The sequence below is a fragment of the Xanthobacter sp. genome (genome assembly GCF_041911315.1).
In the GTDB taxonomy this organism is placed as follows: domain Bacteria; phylum Pseudomonadota; class Alphaproteobacteria; order Rhizobiales; family Xanthobacteraceae; genus Xanthobacter; species Xanthobacter aminoxidans.
Window position 1 is genome coordinate 68,008 of sequence record NZ_JAYRPE010000093.1, and the last position, 24,258, is coordinate 92,265.

Below are 24,258 nucleotides of genomic sequence, written 5' to 3' on the forward strand. Positions count from 1 at the left end.
GGGAGCGCCCGCCGCTGATTGGAACGGCTCTATAGCACCGCGACCGGGGCGGTGAAATGACGGCCTGGAGCAAAGGCCCGTGCGCGATCCGCCTCGCACTCCGCCCGTCACGCGATGTCGATCACCGCCCCCGGCTTCAGCCGCGCCAGCAGGCGCGTCATGTCCGCCCGGCGCAGCGCGACGCAGCCCTCCGTCGCCTTGAACCCCGGCCGGGCGAGATGCACGAACACGGCAGAGCCGCGCCCGGCGATGCGGGGGCGCTGGTTGTGATCGATCACCAGCACCAGGTCGTACAGGGCATCGTCGCGCCACATCTTCTCGTGCGACACCTTGCGCGCGCCGCCGAGCGGCAGCGTGACGGGGCAATTGTAGCGCCGGTCCGCCCGGTCGTCGCACCAGCCGTCGGCGGGGCGGAGGGGACGGGTGGGAAGGCGGGAGACGGGGCGCGGACCATGGTCGGGCCGGTAGAGAAGGGCGAGGATGCGCCAGCGGCCGGCCGGGGTGCGCCCGTCGCCCTCGCGCTTGTCGGCGCCGATGCCCGAGCGCCCCAGCGCCACCGGGATCGACAGTCCGCCCGCCCGCAAGATCCCCTGATAGCGGCTGCCGGGGCGGCGGCTGACGGCGATGCGGGAGATGCCCACAGGATTAGCCTGCCTCATGACTTAGTGTGATACCTCTCCACAGCTGTCCCCGGATGGAAATTTGCGCAGAGCCATGTCCATGCTCTACTTGCGCGATTCGCGCGTCCGCAAGGGCGCAGGAGGAATTGATGCCCAATGCGTGGAAAATCCTGGTGGTCGAGGACGACCCGGAGCTGCGCGATGCGCTGATCGAGCAGCTCGCGCTCCAGGACGAATTCGAGCCCGTGGGCGCGGACACCGCCGGCGGCGCCGTCGAGCAGGCGAAGAACGGGGCCATCGACCTCGTGATCATGGACGTGGGCCTGCCCGACATGGACGGGCGCGACGCCGTGCGCCAGATGCGCCGCAACGGCTTCAAGGCACCCATCCTGATGCTGACCGGCCACGACACCGACAGCGACACCATCATGGGGCTGGAGGCCGGAGCCAACGACTATATCGTGAAGCCGTTCCGCTTCGCGGTGCTGCTGGCGCGGCTGCGCGCCCAGATGCGCTCGCACGAGGCGAGCGAGGACGCGGTGTTCGCCATCGGTCCCTATTCCTTCCGGCCGGGGGCCAAGCTCCTCCTCACCGAGCGCGGCTCCAAGATCCGCCTCACCGAGAAGGAGACGGCCATCCTGCGCTATCTCTACCGGGCCGGGAAAAATCCGGTGCCGCGGGAAACGCTGCTGCAGGAAGTGTGGGGCTATAATTCCGGCGTCACCACGCATACTCTGGAAACCCACATCTACCGCCTGCGCCAGAAGATCGAGCCAGATCCCTCCAATCCCACCCTTCTTGCGACCCAGGCCGGGGGCTACAAGCTCGTGCCCTGACGGCCGGGCCGGACCATCATGCACAGCCAGTTGAGGAACCTCCTTCCGTGAGCATCGACAGGGACATCGCGCTGCTCCGGGGGATCGCCACCTTCGATCTGCTCAGCGACGGCGCCGTGCGCCTGCTCGCGCAGGGCGCCGAGGAAATGCGGCTCGCCGAGGGTGACGTGCTGTTCCGGATGAACGAGACATCCGACGGCGCCTTCGTGGTGGTGTCGGGCCGGCTGAAGATGATGGACGAACGGCTGCCCGGCGCCCCGCGCCTGCTGAAGGACGTCACCACCGGCGCCCTCGTCGGCGAGACCGCGCTCATCATCGCCACCCCGCGGCCCGCGACGGCCGTGGCGGGGGAGGAGACGGTGGTGATTCGCCTGCCGCGCGAAGTGTTCACGCGGGTGCTGGAGCGTTACCCCGAGGTCACCGCCAAGTTCCGCCGCGCCATCGCCCGCCGGCTGGAAGGCACGCTTCGCGCCCTCGACGGGGTGCGGGTGAAGCTGGAAGAGCACCGCCAGCGCCGCCGGCGCTGACGGGTCCGGCCCGAGGCCGCCGCTTCAGGCCGCGGCGGATACGCCCTTCGATCGGCGGGGCGTAAAGCGCGCCATCTGCGTCAGCGCGTCGGCCGAGAGGGCATCCATGGTCATATAGGCGTCGATGGCCGCGCCCATGTCGCCGCTTGCCGTGCCCGCGACGATCCGCTCGCCGCAGGCCGCGAGCTGCCGGCCGAGCGCCGCCAGCTGGGACAGTATGGCCGGATCTTCGACCGCCGCCCCGTCAATCCCGGCAAAGCCGGCCCCGAGCGGGGCGTTGCGCGCCTGAAATCCGCGGACATCGGCGGCGGTCACGCCGGCGAGGCATTCAGCGAGGCTCCGCTTCCACGCCATGTGATCGGACTTGAGGCGGCGGACCGCCGCGGCGGCGCCGGCCCCGGCCGAGGCGCGGGAGATGAGGTCGCCGGCGATGGCATCGGCGCGGCCGAGCAGGCCGGCGGCGGTGGCGGAATCGGTCTCGTTCTGGTTGGCGAGCCGGGCGATCTCGCCGAGCCGGTCGGAAAGGTCGCGCAAGGCCGCGCGCCGCTCGCCCAGCATCAGGGCGATGCGTCCCACCCCGTCGGTGGAGGCGCTGACGCGGGTCTCGATGCCGTCCATGTCGGTCATCACCGATTCGACGATGGCGCGCCCCTCCTCGACCCGGGTGGCGCCGGCGCCCATGGCGTCCAGCATGTCCTTCACCACCACGGACAAGGCCTGGAGCTGGTCGCGGATGAGGTCGGTGGTGCGCGAGGCCTCCTCGGACAGGGCCTTGACCTCGGCCGCGACCACCGCGAACCCCCGTCCCGCCTCGCCGGCCCGTGCCGCCTCGATGGTGGCGTTCAGCGCGAGCAGCTTGGTCTGCCGCGAGATGGAGCCGATGGAGGTGGCGAAGCCGCCGATGGACTGGGTGGCGGAATTCAGGTGGGCGAGCCGCGCCTCCAGCTCGCCGAACGCTTCGGCAATGCCGCTCATGGCCTGCCCGGCGGTGCGCGTCTTGGCCGCGCCGGAGGTGACGAGCCGCAGGGCGTCCCCCGTCTCCCTCCCCGCATCGGCACCGAGCTGGGCGATGGTCTCGATGGTGGCGGCGATCTGCGCCACGGCGGAGGAGGCCGAGGTGGTCTCGCCGGCGAGCTTGCGCGCATTGCCGTTCGACCAGGCCATCAGGCACAGGATTTCGTTGAGGTTGGCCGAGATGTCCACGGCCGGCCCGAGCGCTTCCATATCGCGCAGGCCGCTGACGGATGCGGGCGGCCCCGCGACGGAGGACGTCGGTGCCGTGCTGGATGTCGCCATGGGTGCCTTGCTTCCTCCGGGCGTCCCCTGCCGCGGATGCGCATGGCGCTCCGTCTTGTACGCGGATCGGGGACGTCGCCGCAGCATGCCGGGCGAGGCTTGCGCGAGCCTGAGGTCGGCGCGCGTGCCGATGCGCGAAGGCCCTAATAGAGCCCGGTCAGGAACGGCCCGAGCACGGCCAGCACCACCACCACCGCCAGCGGCGGCACCTTCCACACCGTCAGCAGCAGGAAGCCGGTGATGGCGGCGGCGAAGTCCATCGGCCGCTGCACCGCGCCGGTGAAGACCGGGGTGTAGAGCGCCGCGCCGAGGATGCCCACCACCGCCGCATTGGCCCCGCGCATGGCGGCCTGCGCCAGCGGCAGCCCGCGCAGCGTGCTCCAGAAGGGCAGCATGCCCGTCACCAGCAGCAGGCCGGGCAGGAACACCGCCACCAGCGCCACCACCGCGCCCGTCACCCCGCCGGCCGGCGGGGCCATCACCGCGCCGAGCCAGGCGGCGAAGGTGAAGAGCGGGCCGGGCACCGCCTGGGCGAGGCCGTAGCCGGCGAGGAACTGGCCGGGCAACACCCAGCCGGTGGTCACCACTTCCGCCTGCAGCAGCGGCAGCACCACATGGCCGCCGCCGAACACGAGGGCGCCGGAGCGATAGAAGGACTCGAACACGCCGATATAGGGCGATGCCGCCTTGAAGACCGGCGGCAGCACCAGCAGCAAGGCGAAGACCACGAGCAGGATGGCCCCCGTCCGCCGCTTGAGGGGCACCGGCAGATGGCTGACGGCGGGCGTCGCAGTTGCACTCCCGGCCGGCGGGTTCTCGTCCTGACACAGGAACAGCCCGGCGATCGCGCCCATGGCGATGGCCGCCACCTGACCGAAGCTGCCGGCCGCCAGCGTGACCATGACGATGGCGCTCAGCGCGATGCCGGCGCGCGGCTGGTCGGGGGTCAGCGTCCGCGCCATGCCCCACACCGCCTGCGCCACCACGGCGACGGCGACGAGCTTCAGCCCGTGGAGGATGCCGCCGATGACGCCGCCATAAAGGGCGGCGGTGCCCACATAGGAGGAGAGCAGGCCGAGGGCGGCGAGCAGGATGGCCGAGGGCAGGGTGAAGCCGGCCCAGGCCGCGAGCCCGCCGAGGAAGCCGCCGCCCCGGATGATCCCGAGGGCGAAGCCGAGCTGGCTGGAGGCCGGGCCGGGCAGGAACTGGCAGAGCGCCACGAGGTCCGCATAGCCGGCGTCGTCGATCCAGCGGCGGCGTTCCACCAGCTCGGCGCGGAAATAGCCGAGATGGGCGATGGGGCCGCCGAAGGACATGAGCCCCAGCTTCAGGAAGGCGCGGAACACCTCGCCGACAGAGCCCGCCGACTTCTCTTCCGGCGTTTCGACCGCTTCATCCGCCATGGTCAGCTCCTGATCCTCAGGGTCTGGATGTCATCGCCGTCCCGGCCGGTCAAGCGCGGCGCGGCAAACAAAAAAGCCCGCCTCCGGAGAGGCGGGCAGCTGGGGAGGACCGGTGTCGCGCCGCGCGCGGTGGCCTCAGGCGACGGCCTTCACGCCGGGGGCGGTGGAGATGAGGCCCTCGTCGAACTCGTCTTCCAGCGAGATGGGTTCGCCGTCGAGCACGCGCAGGAGCTTCGCCTTGTCCAGCTCGCCTTCCCAGCGGGCGACGACGATGGTGGCCACCGCGTTGCCGACGAAGTTGGTGAGCGCGCGGCACTCGGACATGAAGCGGTCGATGCCGAGGATGAGGGCGAGGCCCGCCACCGGAACCGACGGCACCACCGAGAGCGTCGCGGCCAGGGTGATGAAGCCCGCGCCGGTGATGCCCGCCGCGCCCTTGGACGACAGCATGGCGACCAGCAGCAGCAGGACCTGCTCTTCCAGCGAGAGATGGATGCCGGTGGCCTGGGCAATGAACAGGGCCGCCAGCGTCATGTAGATGTTGGTGCCGTCGAGGTTGAACGAATAACCCGTGGGGATCACGAGGCCGACCACCGACTTGGCGCAGCCGGCGCGCTCCATCTTCAGCATCAGGCCGGGCAGGGCCGCTTCCGAGGAGGAGGTGCCGAGCACGAGGAGCAGTTCCTCGCGGATGTAGCGCAGCAGCTTCCACAGGGAGAAGCCGTTGTAGCGCGCCACCAGGCCGAGCACGATGAACACGAACAGCGCCGCCGTGAGGTAGAAGGTGAAGATCAGGAAGGCGAGGTTCTTCACCGAGCCGATGCCGTACTTGCCGATGGTGAAGGCCATGGCGCCGAACGCGCCGATGGGCGCCGCCTTCATCACGATGGCCACCAGCCGGAACATGGCGTGCGAAGCCGAGGTGAGCACCTTGAGCACCGGGGTGCCGAGATCGCCCACGCCGCCGAGCGCGATGCCGAACAGCACGGCGAAGAACAGCACCTGCAGGATGTCGCCATTGGCCATGGCCGACACCGGCGTCGCCGGGATGATGTCCATCAGGAAGCCGATGATGGAGGCGTCATGCGCCTTCGCCGCATAGGTGGCGACGGCCTTGGGGTCGAGGGTCTTGGGATCGATGTTGAGCCCGGCGCCGGGCTGCACCACGTTCGCCACGATGAGGCCGATGACGAGGGCCAGCGTGGAGAAGGTGAGGAAGTAGATCATGGCCTTGCCGGCCACGCGGCCGACCTTGCCCATGTCGCGCATGCCGGCGATGCCGGTGACGACGGTAAGGAAGATGACGGGGGCGATGACCATCTTCACCAGCTTGATGAAGGCGTCGCCCAGCGGCTTCAGGCTGGCGCCGAAGTCCGGATAGAAATGGCCGAGCAGCGAGCCGGCGATGATCGCCACGATCACCTGGAAATAGAGGTGATGGTAGAACTTGCGCGGATAATGGTGATGGGGCGCGGGATGCGCCGGAATAGCGTGGGCCATCTCAGGACCTTCCTCCGCCGGGCCGTTGGTGCCTCTTGCGGCCGCTCTGGCCTGGGCACTTCAGGATCGGATGCTTCGTTAAGGGCCGGCGCAGCGCGCCGTTCGACGCTTCCCCCTGCGCAAGGCGCATGCCAGTTCAGAGTGGGACGCGGAGCACGCGCAACATGTTGATTCGCAATGTTTTTTCCGCGAGGCCCCGCCGCCCCTCTCGACTCAGCGTGCGGTGAGGCGCACATTGCCGGCAAAGCCTGTGCGGAAATCCGCACATCAGGAGAGCCTCCGTGGCCGAGCCGGGCGTCCCGCCGAGCCCTGAACGCCCCTCCCGCCGCCGCCTGCTGACGGTGGGCGGCACGGCGCTGGCTGCGCTGGCGCTGATGGTCGCGCTGGACCGGGTGGCGGACTATGCGGCCCGCCGCTGGGCGGTGGCGCAGGTGGCGGCCTCCGCCGAGACGGCGGCGGCGCTGCGCGTCGCGGTGCTGCGCAGCGAGATCGACAAGCAGCGCTCTTTGCCCGTGGTGCTGGCGCAGGACCCGGAGGTGCGCGGCGCGCTGGAGGCGCCGGACCCGGCCCGCCTCGATGCCCTCGACCGGCGGCTCGATGCCCTCGCGGAGGGGGTGCGCACCGGCGTCATCTATCTCATCGATGCCGAGGGCCACACGGTCGCGGCCAGCAACTACCGGACCCCGGAGAGCTTCCTCGGCTCCGACTACGGCTTTCGCCCCTATTTCCGCGTGGCGCTGGCCGAGGGGAGGGCGGAGCATTTCGCCTTCGGCACGGTCAGCCGCAAGCCGGGCCTTTATCTGGCGCAGCGGGTGGAGGCGCAGGGCCGGGTGCTCGGCGTGCTCGTGCTCAAGGCCGAGTTCGACGCGCTGGAAGCCGCATGGCGGCGCTTCGCCGAGCCCACTTTCGTCACCGACGAGCGGCACATCGTGCTCATCGCCTCGGAGCCCGCCTTCCGCTTCCGCACCACCGTGGCGCTCGATCCGGTGGAGCGCGACGCCATCCGCGAGAGCCTCCAGTTCGGCGATTCGCCGCTGACGCGCCTCGATCTCGGCCCCTCGCCGGAGGAAGGCGGCGTGCTGCGCCTGCGCCTGCCCGGCCGAAATGCGGCGCAGGACTTCGTCGCGGTGGACATGCCCGTGCCCTCCACCTCGTGGACGCTCACCGTGCTCGCCCCCACATCAGCCACCACGCGCCTCGCCACCACGGCGGCCCGGGCCTCGGCGGCGCTGGCTGGCGTCGTCGGCCTCGGCTCGGCCGGGGTGTGGTGGACCCGGCGCCGCCGCCGCGTCCGGGCGCTGGCGCGGGAAGCGGAGGCGCGCCGGGCGCTGGAGGCCCGTGTCGTCGAGCGGACGGCGGAGCTTTCCGCCGCCAATGCGCAATTGGTGACGGAAATGGAGGAGCGCCGCCGCGCCCGCCTCGCCTTCGACGCCTTGCAGGACGAGCTGGTGCAGGCCTCCAAGCTCGCCGTGCTCGGCCAGATCGCCGCCGGCGTCGCCCATGAGGTGAACCAGCCGGTGGCGGCCATCCGCACCTTCGCGGAGAATTCCCGCGCCTTCCTCGATCGCGGCGAGCCGGCCGCCGCCGCCGCCAATCTCGACACCATCGCCGCGCTGACCGAGCGCATCGGCGCCATCACCGGAGAGCTGCGCGCCTTCGCCCGCAAGTCCGCCGCCCGGATCGAGCCGGTGGCGCTCGCCCCGGTCATCGACGGCGCGCTGCTCTTGATGCGCTACCGTCTCTTGCAGACCGACATCGCCCTCGCCCTCGACATCGACCGCCCGGACGTGGCGGTGACGGGCGACCGCATGCGCCTCGAGCAAGTGCTGGTGAACCTCATCCAGAACGCCGCCGAGGCCATCGGCACGCGGCGCGACGGGGAAATCCGCATCCGCGTCGAGACCCGGCCCGACACGGTGGTCGTCACCGTCGCCGACAACGGCCCCGGGCTGCCGGAGGAGATGCTGGGGGCGCTCTTCCTGCCCTTCAACACCACCAAGCCGCAGGGGTTGGGGCTGGGCCTCGTCATCTCCAAGGACATCATCGCCGAGTGCGGCGGCAGCCTGAAGGTGGAGAATGACGGCGGCGCCGTCTTCACCGTCACCTTGCCCCGCGCCCAGGGACTCGACACCGGAGCCGGCACGGCATGACGGAAAGCAACGCGGTGGACGTGGCCTTCATCGACGACGATCCGGCGCTGCGCGCGGCTAACGTGCAGGCGCTGATGCTCGCCGGCCTCACGGTCGCTGGTTACGGCTCGGCGCTGGAGGCGCTGGAGGTGATCGACGCGGACTTTCCCGGCGTCGTCGTCACCGACGTGCGCATGCCGCGCATCGACGGGCTGGAGCTGTTCCGCCGGCTGAAGGCGCGCGATGCGGACCTGCCGGTCATCCTGATTACCGGTCACGGCGACATCGCCATGGCGGTGGATGCCATGCGCGAGGGCGCCTACGACTTCCTCGCCAAGCCCTACGCTTCGGAACGGCTCGTCGCCAGCATCCGCCACGCCCTCGACCGCCGCCGGCTGGTGCTGGAAAACCGCGAGCTGAAGCGCGCCGTCGCCACCACGCAGGACGACCTGCCGCTGCTCGGCACCAGCGCTGTCATGGCGCGCCTCAGGCAGATGCTGCGCCAGATCGCCGATGCCGATGTGGATGTGCTGGTGGAGGGGGAGACCGGCTCCGGCAAGGAGGTGGTGGCCACCGCCCTCCACCGCTGGAGCCGCCGCGCGACGCGCCCGCTGGTGGCGGTGAATTGCGGCGCCCTGCCGGAGACGGTGATCGAGAGCGAGCTGTTCGGCTACGAGGCCGGCGCTTTCACCGGGGCGCTGAAGAAACGGGTGGGGCGCATCGAACACGCCCACGGCGGCACCCTCTTCCTCGACGAGATCGAGGCCATGTCACCCGCCCTCCAGGTGAAGCTGCTGCGCGTGCTGGAAGCGCGCGAGATCGCGCCGCTGGGCACCAACGAGACGCGCCGCGTGGACATCCGCGTCGTCGCCGCTTCCAAGGTGGACCTGCCGGCGCTGGTGCGGCAGGGCAGTTTCCGCGAGGATCTCTATTACCGCCTGCACGTCGCGTCCGTGCGCATTCCGGCCCTGCGCGACCGGCGGGGCGACGTGCCGCTTCTGTTCGGCCACTTCCTCGCCCGCGCGGCGGAGCGCTTCAGCCGGCCGCCGCCCGAGCTGGACGCCGGCGTGCTGCGCCATCTCGCCGAACACGACTGGCCGGGCAATGTGCGCGAGCTGGTGCATTATGCCGAACGCGTCGCGCTGGGGCTGGTGGAGCCGGAGTCGGCCTCCGTTCCGGCCGATGCCGGCGGCGGCAAGGGCACCCTGCCGGAGCGGGTGGACGCCTTCGAGGCGCAGGAAATCCGCGCTGCGCTGGAAGCCAACAAGGGCGACGTTCAGGCCACCGTGGCCGCCCTCGGCATCCCCCGCAAGACCTTCTACGACAAGCTCCGCCGCCACGGCATCGACCAGGCGGCGTATCGCGGCGGGCGGTGAGGGGGCGGCATCACGATCGTCCACCGCGGAACGGTCGCGCGCTCGAACTCCATTCACCATCGTCATGCCCGGCCTTGTGCCGGGCAACCACCTGGCGCGGCCGGGAGTAGCTGCCAACCATCTTCAGAATCGGCCCGACGTGGATGGCCGGGACAAGCCCGGCCATGACGGCGGTGAGGTCAGTATCGGGATAACGGCCCCGGCCCGTCAGCCGGCGCCCATATGGCCGAGGTCACCGGCGGTGAAAGCCCGCAGCCTCACCCCAGCTCGAACGTGGTGATGCCGAAGATGCGATCGAGAGGCAGATCCGGCCCGGCGCCGCGATACATGCGGCCGGTCTCGAACACCGGGGCGAGCCCCGCCCCCTCGGCGAGGGCGCGGGCGGCGGGGTTGGGGTCGGGAATGTCGAGGAACACCTGATCGCCCGCCGCCGTGCGCGCGAGGGTGGAGAAGAGCGCGCCGGCCACCGCCGCGTCGTCGGCGAAGAGCGGGCCGATCTTCCATCCCGCCCGGCAGCGGCGGATGACGCCATATCCCTTCACCGCGCCGTCTTCCACGAAGACGCAGGCGCGTCCCTGCGGCGGGGCGAGCCACGCCTTCAGGAAGTTCGGGCGGGGAAAGCCGAAGCAGGCGCGGTCCAGCGCCGTGACGGCATCGCGGTGCGCGGGCGTGATGTCCACCACGCGCGGGTCGGGCGCGGCCTCCGGCGCCATGCCGCCGAAGCGGAAATTGGCGTAGGCGCGCTTGAAGCCGTCGCGGGCGTAGGTGCCCTGCTGCTCCACCACCGCGTCGAGCCCCACCGGGCCGTCGAGCCGCCTGAAGGTGTCCTGCCACAGCGCGAGGCCATGGCCTTCGCCGCGCAGGTCCGGGCGGCAGATGTAGAAGCCGACGAAGGCGAAGCCGCCCTCATAGCGCGTCGCCGAGATCACTGCGGCCAGCGCACCATCGAGGAAGAGGCCGCGGAAGGCGTGCGTATCCTGTGCGAGGAAGGCGGCGGCGTCGGCAAGGCCGGGGTTCCAGCCCTCGCGGGCAGCCCAGTCCACGGCGGTGTCCACCTCGACCGGGGTGAGGGTGCGGATGCTGCGGGTGGCGCCGGCCATGGCGTGGTCCTCCCTTTACTCCGGATCGGCCGCCGGCGGCGGGGGCAGGTCGCGGGCCACCGTTTCGAGGAAGCCGGCGAGGTCTTCCGTGACGTGGTTCACATAGGCGTCCTCGCGGCCCTCGAACTCCCAGCTCTCTCGCGCCGCCACCGTCTGGCCGGGGGGCACCACCAGCACCGTCACCATGCCGAGGCGGTGCGGCACCTCCAGATTGCGGGCGAGGTCCTCGAACATGGCGGCGCGGGTCGCTTCCACCCCGTGGGCACGCAGGAAGCGCGCGTAGGCCTCCTCGGTGGGCTTGGGATGGAATTCGGCGGCCACGATGTCGTGGACGGCGGTGAAGTGCGCATCCATGCCGAGCTTTGCCAGCACGTTGCGGGCGTGGCGCTCGGAGCCGTTGGTGTAGACCAGCTTCTGCCCCGGCAGCGCCTCGATGGCGGCGGCGAGGCGGGGGGAGGCGTCGAGCGTGGAGAGGTCCACGTCGTGCACATGGGCGAGGAAAGCCGCCGGCTCCACCCCGTGCTCGATCATCAGCCCGCGCAGGGAGGTGCCGTAGCGCCGGTAATAATCCTTCTGGATGCGGAAGGCCTCCTCGGGCGCGATGCCGAGAAGGTCCGAGATGTACGCCTTCATGCGGGCGTCGATCTGGCCCCAGAGGTCGTGCTGGGCGGGATAGAGGGTGTTGTCGAGGTCGAACACCCAGGTGTCCACGGCCTCGAAGGCCGCCGATGAAAGCGCTGCGGGAGAAGACAAAATCATCGGCGGACCATGCCTCAGAACGGGCCGCGGGAATAGATGTCGGAGAGCATCCCCTCGATGGCGCGGATGCGGGTCTGGTAGGCATTGGAGATGCAGGCCGCGTCGGCCTTGCAGGCGGCGCGCTCCACCAGCCAGGCGCGCTGGTCGTCCTGGATCGCGCCGCGCTGGCCCATGCCCACCATCTTGGTGATGACGCCGTAGAGCGTCGCCATCTTCACGTCGAGCTGGGCGAGGTCGCAGCTCTTGCAGATGGCCACCTCGTCCGGCGCGGTGACGCCGTTGCACGAGAAGCTCGCGGCGGACGCGGGAACGACGAGGGTCACGGCGAGCGTGGCGGCGAGGACAGCGGACTTCAGGCGCATGATGTTTCTCCCTTGAGTGGCGGGATTGGTGCGTGGCGGGATTGGTGGATCAGTCGGCGGCAGGCCGCAGGGTGTCGCCCACCCGGACCCGGCCGGAGCGCACCACCTTGGAATAGATCCCGCAGTCCGCGTGGCCGTAGGCGGAAACGAGGCCCTTCACCACATTGAGGTCGCGGGCGGCGGTGGCGGGGTTCACGTTCACCGCCGCGCAGCGCTCGGTCCGCTTGAGGATGGCGATGCGCGCCGTGCCCACATCGAGCCGGGCGCCGGACAGCTCCAGCTCCGCGCCCGCCGGCCAGCCCTCCAGATGCAAATTCATGCGGAAGCGGCGGGGGTCCAGCTCTGCCTCCATCCGCGCGCCGAGGTCGCGCACGCTTTCGAGGTTGAGCAGCGAGAGGAAGCCGGAGCGCAGCGAATCCGTGAAGCGGAAGCCCTCGGGCGCGGTCAGCAGCTTCAGCGGGCCGCGCGCCTCTTCGCCCATATAGAAGGTGAGGAAGGCCTCCACCTCCGCCCGTCCCTCGGGCGTCGAAAGGTTGGCCGCCACCACCTCGTGGCCGTCGAGGGCGAGCGTGAGCGTGCCCGTGGCTTCGTCATAGCGGGAGGCGAGGGCGGCGAGGCGCGCGTCCCGCATCAGCATGAGGAAGGCGGTTTTCTGCCGGTAGGACGGCTCGGCCGGATTAAAGCCGCTGGGGCCGTTCTCCACCGCATAGAGGCGATCGTTCGGGAAGAAGGCGCCGGCGGTCAGCTCCACGGCGTCCAGTGCCTCGGGCGACAGGCCCTTCACCGGATGGCGGTAGAGGGCGGTGACGGTGGCGGGCGGCAGCTCGGCGGCCGGAATGGCAGGGGCGGAAGAGACGGACGGCACGGGCATGCGGGGCGCTCCTTCAGGTCCGGAGGCTCCGGCGTCCCATGCCCCGCCGGCTTGGTCAAGGGCGGGTGAATTTTCACCTGGATCAAGGCGATGGCGGCGCGCCGGACCTAGCCTTGATCGAGCGGAGGGCGGTGGCGGCGCGGTTTGGCCCGGCCGGCTTGAAATCGTTCAGCCACCCCTTCCGTTGCAGCGGGGCCACACCCACATGAGGCTCGGCGCGGGTTTGTTCCGCCTGCGCGACGGTAGCCGGGGATGCCGGGACCGTGTCCCGCCGCGCCCCCTATGCTTCTTGGAAGGTACCGGGCGCGGGAAGGAGGAGAGACAGATGAATTTTGAGATCTATACCGAGCGCGCGCGAGGCTTCGTCCAGTCCGCCCAGTCGCTGGCGGTGCGGGAGGGCAACCAGCAGTTCACGCCGGAGCACCTCCTGAAGGTGCTGATGGACGATCCCGAAGGCCTGTGCTCGGGCCTCATCCAGCGCGCGGGCGGCAATCCCACGCTGGTGCGCGCCGAGGTGGAAGCGGCGCTGAAGAAGCTGCCGAAGGTGTCGGGCGGCTCGGGGCAGGTTTACGTGTCCCAGCAGCTCGCCAAGGTGTTCGAGACCGCCGAGCAGGCGGCCAAGAAGGCGGGCGACGGCTACGTCACCGTCGAGCGGCTTCTGCTGGCCCTCGCCATCGAGAAGGACACCGACGCCGGCAAGATGCTGGCGAAGGCGGGCGTGACCCCGCAGACCCTGAACGCGGCCATCGAGGCCCTGCGCAAGGGCCGCACCGCGGACAGCGCCACCGCCGAGAACGCCTATGACGCGCTGAAGAAGTATGCCCGCGACCTCACCCAGGCCGTTCGGGACGGCAAGCTCGACCCGGTGATCGGCCGTGACGAGGAGATTCGCCGCACAATTCAGGTGCTGGCGCGCCGCACCAAGAACAATCCCGTGCTCATCGGCGAGCCCGGCGTCGGCAAGACCGCCATCGTGGAGGGCCTCGCCCGCCGCATCGTGGACGGCGACGTGCCGGAGAGCCTGAAGGACAAGAGCCTTCTCTCCCTCGACATGGGCTCGCTCATCGCCGGTGCGAAATATCGCGGCGAGTTCGAGGAGCGCCTGAAGAGCGTGCTCTCCGAGGTCGAGGCGGCCGAGGGCGGCATCATCCTGTTCATCGACGAGATGCACACCCTCGTCGGCGCCGGCAAGACCGACGGCGCCATGGATGCGTCCAACCTCCTGAAGCCCGCCCTGGCCCGCGGCGAGCTGCACTGCGTCGGCGCGACCACGCTGGACGAGTATCGCAAGCACGTGGAGAAGGACGCGGCGCTGGCCCGTCGCTTCCAGCCCGTCTTCGTCTCCGAGCCCACGGTGGAGGATACCGTCTCCATCCTGCGCGGCCTGAAGGAGAAGTACGAGCTGCACCACGGCGTGCGCATCACCGACTCGGCGCTCGTCTCGGCGGCGGTTCTCTCCAACCGCTACATCACCGACCGCTTCCTGCCCGACAAGGCCATCGACCTTGTGGACGAAGCGGCCTCGCGCCTGCGCATGCAGGTGGATTCCAAGCCCGAGGAGCTGGACAGCCTCGACCGCGAGATCATGCGTCGCAAGATCGAGCAGGAGGCGCTGAAGAAGGAGACCGACAGCGCTTCCAAGGACCGCCTGAAGCGCTCCGAGAAGGAACTGGCGGACCTCGAGGAGAAGGCCTCCGTCCTCACCTCCAAGTGGAAGTCCGAGAAGGAGAAGCTGGGCGAGGCGACCACCGTCAAGGCCAAGCTCGACCAGGCGCGCGCCGACCTCGCCTCCGCGCAGCGGCAGGGCGAATACCAGAAGGCCGGTGAGCTGACCTATTCGGTCATCCCGCAGCTGGAGAAGAAGCTCGCCGACATCGAGAAGGCGGGCGCGGCCGGCGGCATGGTGGAAGAGGCGGTGACGCCCAGCCACATCGCCGGCGTCGTCTCCCGCTGGACCGGCGTGCCGGTGGACAAGATGCTCGAAGGCGAGCGCGAGAAGCTCCTGCGCATGGAGCTGGAGCTGGCGAAGCGCGTGGTTGGCCAGTCGGAGGCGGTGGCCGCCGTCTCCACCGCCGTGCGCCGCGCCCGCGCCGGCCTTCAGGACCCGAACCGGCCCATCGGCTCGTTCCTCTTCCTCGGCCCCACGGGCGTGGGCAAGACGGAGCTGACCAAGGCGCTCGCCGAGTTCCTGTTCGACGACGAGACGGCGATGGTGCGCATCGACATGTCGGAATACATGGAGAAGCACTCCGTGAGCCGGCTGATCGGCGCGCCTCCCGGCTATGTGGGCTATGACGAGGGCGGCGCCCTCACCGAAGCCGTGCGGCGCCGGCCCTATCAGGTGGTGCTGTTCGACGAGGTGGAGAAGGCGCATCCGGACGTGTTCAACGTCCTCCTGCAGGTGCTCGACGACGGGCGCCTGACGGACGGACAGGGCCGCACGGTGGACTTCCGCAACGTGCTCATCGTCATGACCTCCAACCTCGGCGCCGAATTCCTCGCCGACCCGCGCCAGCCCATGGGCTTCAAGGTGCCGGGCCACGAGGGCGACCAGGTGGTGTCCGACGAGGAGGCCTACGACATGGTGATGGGGGCCGTGCGGCGTCACTTCCGCCCGGAATTCGTCAACCGGATCGACGAGATCGTCATGTTCCACCGCCTGAAGCGGGACCAGATGGACACCATCGTGGACATCCAGATGGGCCGGCTGCGCAAGCTGCTGGAGGATCGCAAGATCACCATCGAGATCTCGCCCGAGGCGCGGCACTTCCTCGGTGACAAGGGCTACGACCCGGCCTATGGCGCGCGCCCCCTGAAGCGCACCATCCAGAAGCTGGTGCAGGACCCCCTCGCCGAGAAGATCCTCGGCGGCGAGATCCTCGACGGCGCCAAGGTGACCGTGGGTCTGGCCGACGGCCACCTGACCTTCGCCAGCGAGGCGGCGAAGGTGGATCAGGCGGCCTGAGGGGACTGGGGCCGGGCGGATGGCGCATCGGCTAAAAGGAATGGCCCTCGGCGGTTACGCCGGGGGCTTATTTGCTGGATGAAGCAGACAAGAATGGGAACAGCTTAATCAACCCGAAACCGAGTCTCCCTATTGTTGACGGAGTCGCAGATTCACGTTATGTTCCCGTCATGTGGGGGCCTACAATGGCGCATAGCATACCCAAAGCACTAATCGTGCCTATGCGATGCACAGCCTGCGGGCGGCAATTTCCACATGAGCAGGGAGTCGTTTCGCCATCGGCGTATTGTTACCAATGCTCACATGAGCGATTAGCTCTGGCAACGAGGTTGCTTGGTTTGCATCCAATAACGAGTGACGACTTTGACGGCCCTTACCTGATCCGGAAGGGGCGCTAGTCCGCTCAATTAGCGTCTGCGAAAAATTTTTTCAATTGTCCGAGACTTGCTGCACGCCCAATCCTGTGGGCGGATTCGCCGAGTGTGCGCGAGCGACCATTAACGGTCGTCGGCTCGCTCCAAGCACGCCAGTCGTAGGTGCGAGGCCCGTGGCGCTTCCACTCGACCTTTTGAATCCGATTTCCAGATTGGCGTGACCAAGACACTAGGTCATCAGTTACAAAGCATTCCCAATCATTACCAACTGGCAAAGCAGCAAATGCTGCGAGAAGTTGTTCGCAATTCTGATAACGGTCCGCGGTGTTATCGGCCATCATCCGACGGATCACGCGGCGCCACTTGGCGGGAATATGTGGTAGCCAGTTTAGGCTGTCCACAAATCCACCGTCTGCGATCCTATAGCGGGGCGCTTCTTGCCGCTCATACCAACTCCTGCCGTGGAGCAGACGGTAAAGGGTCATCCCCAGCGCCCACACGTCGGTTTTGACACTGGCTGCGCCAGTGCCCCAGGCCTCATAGGCAAGATGATCGCTATACCCCCCAGCTTGAGCGTATCCGAGGAAGATATCGTCAGTCACCCATCCGAAGTCACCCAGTAGAGCCACGCCTTGGCTATCAAGCAGAATATTTGCCGGTTTTATGTCCCGGTGCAGCATGCCGCGCTGATGTAGAGCCTGAAGCCCTAATGTCACCTCGGTTGCGATTTTCCTTACCTTCGACAGCTTTGTAGGGCCTTGATCAAACGTGGCCTGTAGCGAACCGCCAGGGCACAGCCTCATCGTAAAGCAAATGCTTTCGCGGTCAGGAGCCTCCATGCACCCGTAGACTTGCACGACGTTCCGGTGCGTTGCTGCCGATAGCCGCTGCGCCTCACGCAACAAACCGTCACGTCTAACGTGCCAGTCGAGATCCGGCTCGCCTGGCTGATGCTCCATCACTTTCACTGCAACTTGGCCGTGGACCGGGTCGTTGGCTATATAGACTTTGCCGTAGTGCCCTGCACCGAGCATTGGGCCTAACGTGAGGCCGGCAACCAGTATCGTCATTCCGCTCCCCGATCGGCTATTAGAAGCAGAGCGGCCTCACGGCTTCCGGCTCGCAGGGAGATCCCTGTCACCTGGTCGTCCCAAAATGTTTCATCACGGACGTACTCATCAACTTTGCGACTACCGAATGTCCGGCTAATCGTCGCCGTTTTTATGCACGATACCGGACACACAGAACGAGCGGCGGCGATCACCACTCCGCGAACTTCTGCACTCTCTAGATGCGCGAGCTTCATGCCACCGCTTGGGTTCACAGCGCTGGCTTTGAGGACGGCCTTCTGAATACCATGCTCACGCAGATAATTCGCTACCTGCTGATATAGGACATGATAGGCATCTTCGCGAATACCTCTTTGTAAACTCCATGTATGATCGGCCTGTAATATGATAGGTCCCTGTCGCGGTACAAGCGCATCTACGACGACCAGCTTCCCCCCCGACACGGACAGCCCGACGCACCTTTGAGACATTTCGCCCCCCTACAGCCTTGAGTGGTAGAGTACAGGGCTCCCGCGTTATTGGGCAAGAAAGCTGAGCTTATTTGTTGTTTGGCCGCTGTATCACTTAATCAATCCCCACCCCATCCCGCCCCCCATGACCATCCCCCTCGCCCTCCAGCATGCTACCGAAGAGTTCGACCGCTTCCTCGCCGACGCGCGGGACACGGCTGGGCTCACCACGCGCAATCAGACCTACACCATGGTGGAGGGGGTTCTGGTGGTCTTCCGACGGCGGCTGTCGGTGGAGGAGGCGATCCGCTTTGCGGGGGTGCTGCCGCCCGTGCTGCGGGCCATCTTCGTGGCGGACTGGGACCCGGCGGAGCCGCGGCGGCCGTTCACGGATCGGGAGACGATGACGGCGGAGGTGCAGGACCTGCGCCGGCACCACAATTTCGCGCCGGCCTCGGCCATCGCCGACGTGGCGGCGGCGCTGCGGCGGAACATGGACACGGACAAGCTCGACCGCGTCCTCGCCACCCTGCCCGAAGGCGCCGCCGACTTCTGGAAAGCCTGACGCCTACTTCCCCCGCGCCGCCTGCACCAGCTCCTCCGCCCGCTTCACCGCGCCGGGGAAGAACGGCAGTCCCGGCGCGGCCTTGACGAAGCAGGCGCGGAAGGCGTCGCCGCCGGCTTCGCGGACCTGCTCGGCTTCCTTCCAGCGCGGGTCCTCGTCGTTGCGGGTCTTGCCGGCGGCGTCCTCGAGCCTGGTGGCCTTGGCATTGGCCTCCTTCCAGATCTTCTCGCAGGCCGGCAGGGGCTTGATGGTGGCTTTGAGGTCCGCCGTGCCCACCACCACGCGGCCGTCGCCGATGCGGGTGAAGACGATGCTGCTGGGCGGGTCGTTCTGCTGGCCCGACTGGGTGAAGAGACCGAGCGCGGCGGTGACGCTCTCGCCCGCGGCGGCCGTCACCGGCAAGTCCATGTATTTGATGAAGGCGGCATCCGCCCCCAGCACGGCGAAATAGAAGGGCTCGGTGCCCATGGCCCCCTTGAGGCCGAGGCGCAGCGCCGGGTCGGCGTCCTCCTCCTTGGCGCGGGCGGCGAGCCAGTCGGTGAAGACCGGCTCGGGGGAGACGAAATAGCGGGTGGTGAGGTTGGTGCCGGAGAACAGCAGGCCGTCCGGCTCCTTGGATTCCAGATATTCGGCGTTCAGCGAGGAGGGCATGAAGATGGGCTTCTTCTGCGTGCCCTTGAAGGCGATGGGCCCGATGAGGGAGACCATCCGCTTTTCCAGATCTTTCAGCAGTGGAGCGCCGAGCGCGTCCAGCTCGCCGTCGCTCTTGCCCGCCTTCGCCGCCGCGGCCACGTCCGCCAGGGCCTTGGCATGGGCGGCCATATAGTCCTCCGCCGGCCCCGCATGCGCCGGCCCGCCGGCGAAAAGTCCCGCCGCGAGCAGGGCCGAAGCCAGCCGGAGGAGGGGGCGGCGGCGATCGGGGCGCGTCATGGGGACTCTCGTGTGCTGAAACGACAATGGCGGCGCAATCTGCGCTGCCATTGGTAAAAATCAATGGATGGCCCCGCCGCGTCCCCGGTCTTCCACCGGCACCGCGCGGGCTATGCGCTCAGTTCCCTCGGGCGGTGGCGAGCAGGGTTTCGGCGCGCTTCACCGCGGCGGCGAGGACCGGCTGGCTCTGGGCCTCCTTGGCGAAGCAGGCGCGGAAGGCGTTGGAGGCGTCCACGTCGGCCTTGTTCGCCTCTTCCCAGCGGGGATCGTCCTGCTGCTTCTTGGATTTCTCCGCGGCGGCGCGCAGCGCCTCGGCCTTCGCGGTGGTCGCCTTGAAGGCCTTGTCGCAGACGGGCAGGGACTTGATGGGAAGCTTCACATTGGTAGTGGCCACGGCGACCCGGCCGTTCGCCACCCGGGTGACGACCACGGCGTCGGGCAGCGTGTTGGCGGAAATGTCCTGGCTGAACAGGCCGAGGGCGGCCGAGGCGGTCTCGCCCGCGGCGGCCGTCACCGGCAGGTCCATGTAGCGGGAGAAGGCCGCCTCGGCGCCGATGGCGAGGGTGTAGAACTCCTCGCTGCCCGTCGCCGCCGCGATCCCCTGTCCGAGGGCCGGGGCGGCGTTCTCGTGCTTCGCCTGCGCCGCCAGCCAGTTGGCGAAGACCGGCTCCGGGGAGATCAGCACGCGGGTGGTGAAATCCTTGTCGGCGAACAGGAGGCCGTCCGGCCCGCCGGACTCGATGTTGCCATCCAGCAGGGTGGCGGGGGAGAAGCTGGCCGTGAGCCCCTTGAGCTGAAGCGGGCCCAGGAGCGCGCTCATCTTCTGCTCCAGCGCCTTGCGGGCGGCGGCATCGCGCTTCTCCAGATCCTCGGGGGTCGCGCCCCCCTTCTCCGCGGCGGCCAGCGCCGCCACGGCCTTGTCCCGAGCCGCGATATAATCCTCCGCCGGCGCCGCCCCGGCGCTGCCGGCCAGCCCCATCGCGAAAGCCATTGCAAGGAAAAGCGGGCTTGCGGCCGGGCGGCAGCGGTCGGGGCGGCTCATGTCAGGTCTCCGGATGAGGGGGATCGATCAGGTGCAGGCGGGGCTCACTGCCCGCGCGCGGTGGCGAGGAAGGCTTCCGCCTTCTTCACCGCGGCGGCGAAGAAGGGCTGGCTCGGGGCCTCCTTCATGAAGCAGGCGCGATAGGCGTTGGAGCCCTCGTCCTGGATCTTGGTGATCTGCTCCCAGCGCGGGTCCTGGTCCTTGTTGTCCTTCTCCACCTGCTTCTGCAGCGCGTCGGCCTTGGCCTTGAAGGGCTGCCAGATGGCGTCGCAGGCGGGGATCAGCTTGTCGCCGAGCTTCACCATGGCGACGCCCACCATGGCCATGCCGCCGCCGATGCGCACGATGGCGACCTCGTTGGGGGCGGTGTTGCCGGAGGGCTCCTCGGTCTGGAGGCCGAGCCAGGCGACGGCGGTTTCTCCCGGCACGGCGGCGACGGGCAGCTCCACATAGGGCTGGTAGAAGCCGCCGTCGAAGCCAACGGCGTTGGTGTAGAATTCAGGCGTTCCCGCCGCCGCCTTCACGCCGGAGGCGAAGGCCTTCGGGGCGTCCGGATCCTTGGCGCGGGTGGCGAGCCAGCCGGTGAAGATGCTTTCGGGCGCCACCACCAGACGGGTGTTGAAATCCTTGTCGGCGAAGGCGATGCCGCCCAGATCCTGCGCGGGGGTGTTCTCGTCGTAGGTCAGCACGCGCAGCGTATATTCCGGCGAGCCGAGACCCTTGAACTTCACCGGGCCGACAAGGGCCGTCATGCGCTTGCCGAGATCCTTGAGCGCGGCCTCTTCGCGCTTGATGACGGCGGGGTCGCCGCTCTTGTCGGCCTTGGCGGCGGCGAGGGCATCGGCCGTGGCCTTGTCGCGGGCGGCGACATAGTCGCTCAGCGGGTCGGCGGCGGCGAGCGCGGGCAGCGCGGTGGAGAGGATGAGGGCGCAGGCGAGGGAACGAACCGAACCACGGAAGGGGCCGCTCATGGGGCTGTCCTCTGGGAGAGAAAGGTTTGGCTTTCGACCGGTCGCAGCGGTAGCTGAACCATCCCCAAGGTCAAGCTTTGTTTGTGGCGAAGTGCGGCCGCGCCTGCGGCGCCATTTCGCGTGTCCAGCGGTCTTTTGATGAAGCGCGTTCCGGCCCGTGCGCGGCGGCGGCGGGCCGGAACGGGCGGGTCAGTTGCTGGCGGCGCGGGTCTTGGAAGAGCCGGCATTCGCCACCTTCGGCGGCACCGGGGCGTGGCTGAGCAGGGCCTCGATGCGCTCCCGCTCCTTCCTGAACTCGGCGAGGAACTTGCCGTCCAGCGCCCGGCCGCGCGGCAGGCGGATGCGCATGGGATCGACGAAGTTGCCGTTGATCTTCACTTCGTAGTGCAGATGCGGGCCGGTGGAGAGGCCTGTGTTGCCGAGATAGCCGATGAGCTGGCCCTGGCGCACCGTCACGCCCTCGCGGATGCCGCGGGCGAAGCCCGACTGGTGCGAGTAGGTGGTGACGTAGCCGTTGGCGTGCTGGATTTCCGTGTGCTTGCCGTAGCCGGATTTCCAGTTGGCGTAGATGATGGTGCCGTTGCCCGCGGCATAGATCGGCGAGCCGATGGCGTCCGCCCAGTCCACGCCCGTGTGCAGCTTGGAATAGCCGAGGATGGGGTGGCGGCGATAGCCGAAGGGCGAGCGCATGATGCCGCCCGTCATGGGCTTTCTCACCAGGAACTTCTTCGCGCTCTTGCCGTCCTCGTCATAATAGTCGACGAGCCCGTCGTCCGTGGTCTGGAAGCGGTAGTAGCGCCGCGTCTCCTTGTTCACGGTGAGGGCGGCGTAGAGCACGTCGTTGGAAGCGCCCGGGTCGTCCGAGAACAGCACCTCGAAATTGTCGCCCGGCTTCACCCGGCGCTGGAAGTCCACGTCGAACGAATAGACGCGGATGATGTCGGCGATGACGCTGCGCGGCACGTCGTTGCGCAGCGCGGTCTCGTAGATGCTCTCATAGAGCCGGATGCCGGGGCCGCTGTCGTCCTCATCCGTATCCTCGGAGACGCCGGCCATCTCGGTCTCGGAGGGCTCCGGCACGTTCACGAACTCGTCCTTGTCGGAGAGCGCGACGGTGCCCTCGTGGCCGAGGTCGCTGAAGATGGAGATGCGCAGCGGGCGCACGCGCTTGTTCTCTTCCTGCAGCAGCAGGTGCATGCGCAGGCCGTCCTTCACGGTGCCGTCCCGGCCGCGCTGGAAGGCGGCGGCGGCGGCGCGGGCGTCTTCCTTGGAGACGCCGTTGTCCATAAGGATGGAGACGATGGTATCGCCCTTCTTCACCACCACCGTGGCGTCCGACCAGTCGTTGCCGCCGGAGGTCTCGTCGGAGGTCTTGGGCACGAAGCTGATATTGGCCGGAATGACCGGCGCAGGTGCGTTGGCCGCGCCGGGGGGCGCGTGGCCGGCCGGGACCGCCGAGGCCGGCAGGCCGGGCGAACCGAGCGCGTTGCCGACGCTGGCATAGGACAGATAGGGCGCGGACGCGGCCTGCGGCGAGAAGCCGGGCTGGGCGCCGACGATGGCGGCGGGCAAGCCGGCCTGGCCGGGCTGCACGCGGGTGAGCTCGGCCACCTCGCGCACCTTCACCAGCACGTTCTCCATGGAGGTGGCGGCGCCGAGCCGGGTGCTCGGGGGCAGGCTGGAGATGTCGCGCATCACCAGCGTGACTTCGCCGGTGGGCTCGGCCTGGGGCGCGGTCTCGTCCTTGCTTGAATCGGCGACGAGCTGGGCGGGGTTGAAGCGCGGGATGTTGGTGGAGACCGAGGTGGTGCTCATGGCGAGGTTCGCCGCCACCCGGGTGAAGGGCCGCACCTTGATGATCTCCCGGTCGCCCATCTTGGTCGCGGTGGAGACGCGGAAGGTCTGGCGGGCGGTCGGCGCGTCGCCGAGCAGCGACATGCGATCGCCCTTGCGGACGGAATTGACCGGGCGCTCGCCCACGGCCAGGGCGCCGCGGATGGCGTTGCGCACCTTTTCTGGCATGAGCGCGAAACGATGCTCGCCGTCCAGCGCCGCATAAACGGCGCCGCCCATCAGGAACGAACCACACAAGGCCGTGAGCAGCGTGGCGGCGAACCAGCGTACGGAGACGCGGCGCCGGTCGATGTCCTCTTCATCTCCGTCCACCCCGAGCGGGGGGTCGTCGCCAAGTCCGGCAGCGCTCGTGGCGTCGCGCCAGTCTCCGGCTGATCGTCGATGGTACAAATCTGCGTCCCTCAGCTGCGTGCGCGCGTGCAGCGCACTGGCCGTTTCCTGCGGGAAGGCCTGTCGGAACAAGCGATCAGGACTCCCGCCAACACATTCGGCGAACAAGACGTTCGGCGAACATGCCTTCCGCCTCACGACCCGTCAATGATGCGGCGCAAACCCGCCCGTTCGAGGCGGCGCATGTGAGGGGGAGGAGACGGCGAAAGCATGGCGCGAACCTCATTCGTGGGCGCCGAGGCCGGTTCACGGCGTGGCTGGCGGGAGAAAGCGTGGAAACACCCTCTGTACGCGCGCGCACGCGAGAGGCGGCTTTGAGACGGGGGCGTGCGGTGCGGTCGGCTTTGCGGAAAACCGGAGACCGGAGCCGAAAAAGAATCCGCATTTTTCCTTCGACCCTTCGCCGGCTGCGCTTCCGGCGGGTCTCGCGGCGCAACATGTCCACAGGCCGAAAATCGTTGCACTGCAACGGGCGGTGGCCTGGTAGGTGGGGATTTGCCCACAGCGTCACATGGGGTTCATGAAGGACGAAAACGGGGGTGTTGACACCGGAAGGGGGTTGCCCCTATAAACCGCCCATCGACGACGCGCTGCCGCCGCCAACTGGACGGATCGACAGCGCGTCTCCGACGCTCCTCACGACTTTACTGTTGTGAAGCCGCCGGTTAAGAAGCCGGAGGACGACGCGTCGATCGGCCCTTCTAGGGCCGGGAGGCTTCGGCTTCCACCGCTGTTTGACATGTATGACAGAAGAAAGAGAAACGTGGACGGCGGAGTCCTTGCGGGCTGGGGCTGACCGAGAGGTTGGTTTTCAGCTGAGTAAGACTTGGCGGTCTAACGGAACTCCGGACCTTTTTGTTATCACGCGA

General features: G+C 68.5%; 19 protein-coding genes. 6 read left to right on the top strand and 13 right to left on the bottom strand.

The features are described from left to right. Positions 1-107 precede the first annotated feature (107 nt). Complete coding sequence (locus ACE3QW_RS25435; RefSeq protein ID WP_374254892.1) at positions 108-659, bottom strand: L,D-transpeptidase; 552 nt, start codon at positions 657-659, stop codon at positions 108-110. Between the two features lie 110 nt (positions 660-769). On the opposite strand from ACE3QW_RS25435, the gene ACE3QW_RS25440 reads away from it, so the two are divergent. Both ACE3QW_RS25440 and ACE3QW_RS25445 read left to right on the top strand, forming a co-directional pair. Further along, positions 770-1,456 carry a response regulator transcription factor gene (locus ACE3QW_RS25440; protein WP_024281375.1) on the top strand — a complete coding sequence of 229 codons (687 nt, stop codon included), beginning with the start codon at positions 770-772 and terminating at the stop codon, positions 1,454-1,456. 47 nt (positions 1,457-1,503) lie between these two features. Beyond that, complete coding sequence (locus tag ACE3QW_RS25445; RefSeq protein ID WP_051678906.1) at positions 1,504-1,983, top strand: Crp/Fnr family transcriptional regulator; 480 nt, start codon at positions 1,504-1,506, stop codon at positions 1,981-1,983. A gap of 24 nt (positions 1,984-2,007) precedes the next feature. Here ACE3QW_RS25445 and ACE3QW_RS25450 read toward each other — a convergent pair whose 3' ends face one another. From ACE3QW_RS25450 to ACE3QW_RS25460, 3 genes are all read right to left on the bottom strand, one after another. After that, a complete protein-coding gene (locus ACE3QW_RS25450; RefSeq protein ID WP_374254894.1) occupies positions 2,008-3,279 on the bottom strand; it encodes a methyl-accepting chemotaxis protein in 1,272 nt (423 codons plus the stop codon). 143 nt (positions 3,280-3,422) lie between these two features. After that, positions 3,423-4,682 carry a chromate efflux transporter gene (gene chrA / locus ACE3QW_RS25455; protein WP_374254896.1) on the bottom strand — a complete coding sequence of 420 codons (1,260 nt, stop codon included), beginning with the start codon at positions 4,680-4,682 and terminating at the stop codon, positions 3,423-3,425. A 135-nt stretch (positions 4,683-4,817) separates the two neighbouring features. Then, positions 4,818-6,182 (bottom strand): dicarboxylate/amino acid:cation symporter, encoded by a 1,365-nt coding sequence (locus tag ACE3QW_RS25460; protein WP_038192827.1) that lies wholly within the window; start codon positions 6,180-6,182, stop codon positions 4,818-4,820. 281 nt (positions 6,183-6,463) lie between these two features. Between ACE3QW_RS25460 and ACE3QW_RS25465 the strand changes: the two genes are divergently transcribed. Together ACE3QW_RS25465 and ACE3QW_RS25470 are read left to right on the top strand one after the other, a co-directional pair. Continuing rightward, complete coding sequence (locus ACE3QW_RS25465) at positions 6,464-8,332, top strand: ATP-binding protein (protein WP_374254898.1); 1,869 nt, start codon at positions 6,464-6,466, stop codon at positions 8,330-8,332. Then, positions 8,329-9,687 (top strand): sigma-54-dependent transcriptional regulator, encoded by a 1,359-nt coding sequence (locus ACE3QW_RS25470; RefSeq protein WP_374254900.1) that lies wholly within the window; start codon positions 8,329-8,331, stop codon positions 9,685-9,687. The genes ACE3QW_RS25465 and ACE3QW_RS25470 overlap by 4 nt, the downstream gene beginning before the upstream one ends. A gap of 257 nt (positions 9,688-9,944) precedes the next feature. On the opposite strand, the gene ACE3QW_RS25475 is transcribed toward ACE3QW_RS25470, so the two are convergent. The 4 genes from ACE3QW_RS25475 to ACE3QW_RS25490 are packed head-to-tail and all read right to left on the bottom strand — an operon-like array spanning position 9,945 to position 12,779. Continuing rightward, entirely contained in the window at positions 9,945-10,787 is an 843-nt protein-coding gene (locus tag ACE3QW_RS25475; protein ID WP_374254902.1) for a GNAT family N-acetyltransferase, read from the bottom strand. Between the two features lie 15 nt (positions 10,788-10,802). After that, positions 10,803-11,546 carry a pyrimidine 5'-nucleotidase gene (locus ACE3QW_RS25480; protein ID WP_374254903.1) on the bottom strand — a complete coding sequence of 248 codons (744 nt, stop codon included), beginning with the start codon at positions 11,544-11,546 and terminating at the stop codon, positions 10,803-10,805. 14 nt (positions 11,547-11,560) lie between these two features. Further along, positions 11,561-11,908, bottom strand: a complete 348-nt coding sequence (locus ACE3QW_RS25485; RefSeq protein ID WP_374254905.1) for a lysozyme inhibitor LprI family protein — start codon at positions 11,906-11,908, stop codon at positions 11,561-11,563. A gap of 49 nt (positions 11,909-11,957) precedes the next feature. After that, positions 11,958-12,779, bottom strand: a complete 822-nt coding sequence (locus tag ACE3QW_RS25490) for an MOSC domain-containing protein (protein WP_374254907.1) — start codon at positions 12,777-12,779, stop codon at positions 11,958-11,960. A gap of 325 nt (positions 12,780-13,104) precedes the next feature. On the opposite strand from ACE3QW_RS25490, the gene clpB reads away from it, so the two are divergent. Continuing rightward, the gene (gene clpB / locus ACE3QW_RS25495; protein WP_374254908.1) at positions 13,105-15,744 is read left to right on the top strand and encodes an ATP-dependent chaperone ClpB; all 2,640 of its coding nucleotides are present in this window, start codon (positions 13,105-13,107) and stop codon (positions 15,742-15,744) included. 403 nt (positions 15,745-16,147) lie between these two features. Here clpB and ACE3QW_RS25500 read toward each other — a convergent pair whose 3' ends face one another. Beyond that, positions 16,148-17,188, bottom strand: a complete 1,041-nt coding sequence (locus ACE3QW_RS25500) for a serine/threonine-protein kinase (RefSeq protein WP_374254910.1) — start codon at positions 17,186-17,188, stop codon at positions 16,148-16,150. A 594-nt stretch (positions 17,189-17,782) separates the two neighbouring features. Here ACE3QW_RS25500 and ACE3QW_RS25505 point away from each other — a divergent pair. Beyond that, positions 17,783-18,202: a DUF2267 domain-containing protein gene (locus tag ACE3QW_RS25505; protein ID WP_374254912.1), complete on the top strand. Its 420-nt coding sequence runs from the start codon at positions 17,783-17,785 to the stop codon at positions 18,200-18,202. A 3-nt stretch (positions 18,203-18,205) separates the two neighbouring features. Here ACE3QW_RS25505 and ACE3QW_RS25510 read toward each other — a convergent pair whose 3' ends face one another. From ACE3QW_RS25510 to ACE3QW_RS25525, 4 genes are all read right to left on the bottom strand, one after another. Beyond that, positions 18,206-19,132 (bottom strand): hypothetical protein, encoded by a 927-nt coding sequence (locus tag ACE3QW_RS25510; RefSeq protein WP_374254914.1) that lies wholly within the window; start codon positions 19,130-19,132, stop codon positions 18,206-18,208. 118 nt (positions 19,133-19,250) lie between these two features. Beyond that, complete coding sequence (locus ACE3QW_RS25515; protein WP_374254916.1) at positions 19,251-20,174, bottom strand: hypothetical protein; 924 nt, start codon at positions 20,172-20,174, stop codon at positions 19,251-19,253. 44 nt (positions 20,175-20,218) lie between these two features. After that, entirely contained in the window at positions 20,219-21,145 is a 927-nt protein-coding gene (locus tag ACE3QW_RS25520; RefSeq protein ID WP_374254918.1) for a hypothetical protein, read from the bottom strand. 189 nt (positions 21,146-21,334) lie between these two features. Then, positions 21,335-23,311 carry a M23 family metallopeptidase gene (locus ACE3QW_RS25525; RefSeq protein WP_038192833.1) on the bottom strand — a complete coding sequence of 659 codons (1,977 nt, stop codon included), beginning with the start codon at positions 23,309-23,311 and terminating at the stop codon, positions 21,335-21,337. Positions 23,312-24,258: the final 947 nt, after the last annotated feature.

Bases quoted from the DNA above. Each gene is read 5' to 3' on its own strand.
- ACE3QW_RS25450 (WP_374254894.1), bottom strand. From the start codon at position 3,279: ATGGCGACATCCAGCACGGCACCGACGTCCTCCGTCGCGGGGCCGCCC.
- ACE3QW_RS25440 (WP_024281375.1), top strand. From the start codon at position 770: ATGCCCAATGCGTGGAAAATCCTGGTGGTCGAGGACGACCCGGAGCTG.
- ACE3QW_RS25460 (WP_038192827.1), bottom strand. From the start codon at position 6,182: ATGGCCCACGCTATTCCGGCGCATCCCGCGCCCCATCACCATTATCCG.
- ACE3QW_RS25470 (WP_374254900.1), top strand. From the start codon at position 8,329: ATGACGGAAAGCAACGCGGTGGACGTGGCCTTCATCGACGACGATCCG.
- chrA (WP_374254896.1), bottom strand. From the start codon at position 4,682: ATGGCGGATGAAGCGGTCGAAACGCCGGAAGAGAAGTCGGCGGGCTCT.
- ACE3QW_RS25435 (WP_374254892.1), bottom strand. From the start codon at position 659: ATGAGGCAGGCTAATCCTGTGGGCATCTCCCGCATCGCCGTCAGCCGC.
- ACE3QW_RS25500 (WP_374254910.1), bottom strand. From the start codon at position 17,188: ATGACGATACTGGTTGCCGGCCTCACGTTAGGCCCAATGCTCGGTGCA.
- ACE3QW_RS25510 (WP_374254914.1), bottom strand. From the start codon at position 19,132: ATGACGCGCCCCGATCGCCGCCGCCCCCTCCTCCGGCTGGCTTCGGCC.
- ACE3QW_RS25475 (WP_374254902.1), bottom strand. From the start codon at position 10,787: ATGGCCGGCGCCACCCGCAGCATCCGCACCCTCACCCCGGTCGAGGTG.
- ACE3QW_RS25485 (WP_374254905.1), bottom strand. From the start codon at position 11,908: ATGCGCCTGAAGTCCGCTGTCCTCGCCGCCACGCTCGCCGTGACCCTC.
- ACE3QW_RS25505 (WP_374254912.1), top strand. From the start codon at position 17,783: ATGACCATCCCCCTCGCCCTCCAGCATGCTACCGAAGAGTTCGACCGC.
- ACE3QW_RS25520 (WP_374254918.1), bottom strand. From the start codon at position 21,145: ATGAGCGGCCCCTTCCGTGGTTCGGTTCGTTCCCTCGCCTGCGCCCTC.
- ACE3QW_RS25515 (WP_374254916.1), bottom strand. From the start codon at position 20,174: ATGAGCCGCCCCGACCGCTGCCGCCCGGCCGCAAGCCCGCTTTTCCTT.
- ACE3QW_RS25490 (WP_374254907.1), bottom strand. From the start codon at position 12,779: ATGCCCGTGCCGTCCGTCTCTTCCGCCCCTGCCATTCCGGCCGCCGAG.
- ACE3QW_RS25480 (WP_374254903.1), bottom strand. From the start codon at position 11,546: ATGATTTTGTCTTCTCCCGCAGCGCTTTCATCGGCGGCCTTCGAGGCC.
- clpB (WP_374254908.1), top strand. From the start codon at position 13,105: ATGAATTTTGAGATCTATACCGAGCGCGCGCGAGGCTTCGTCCAGTCC.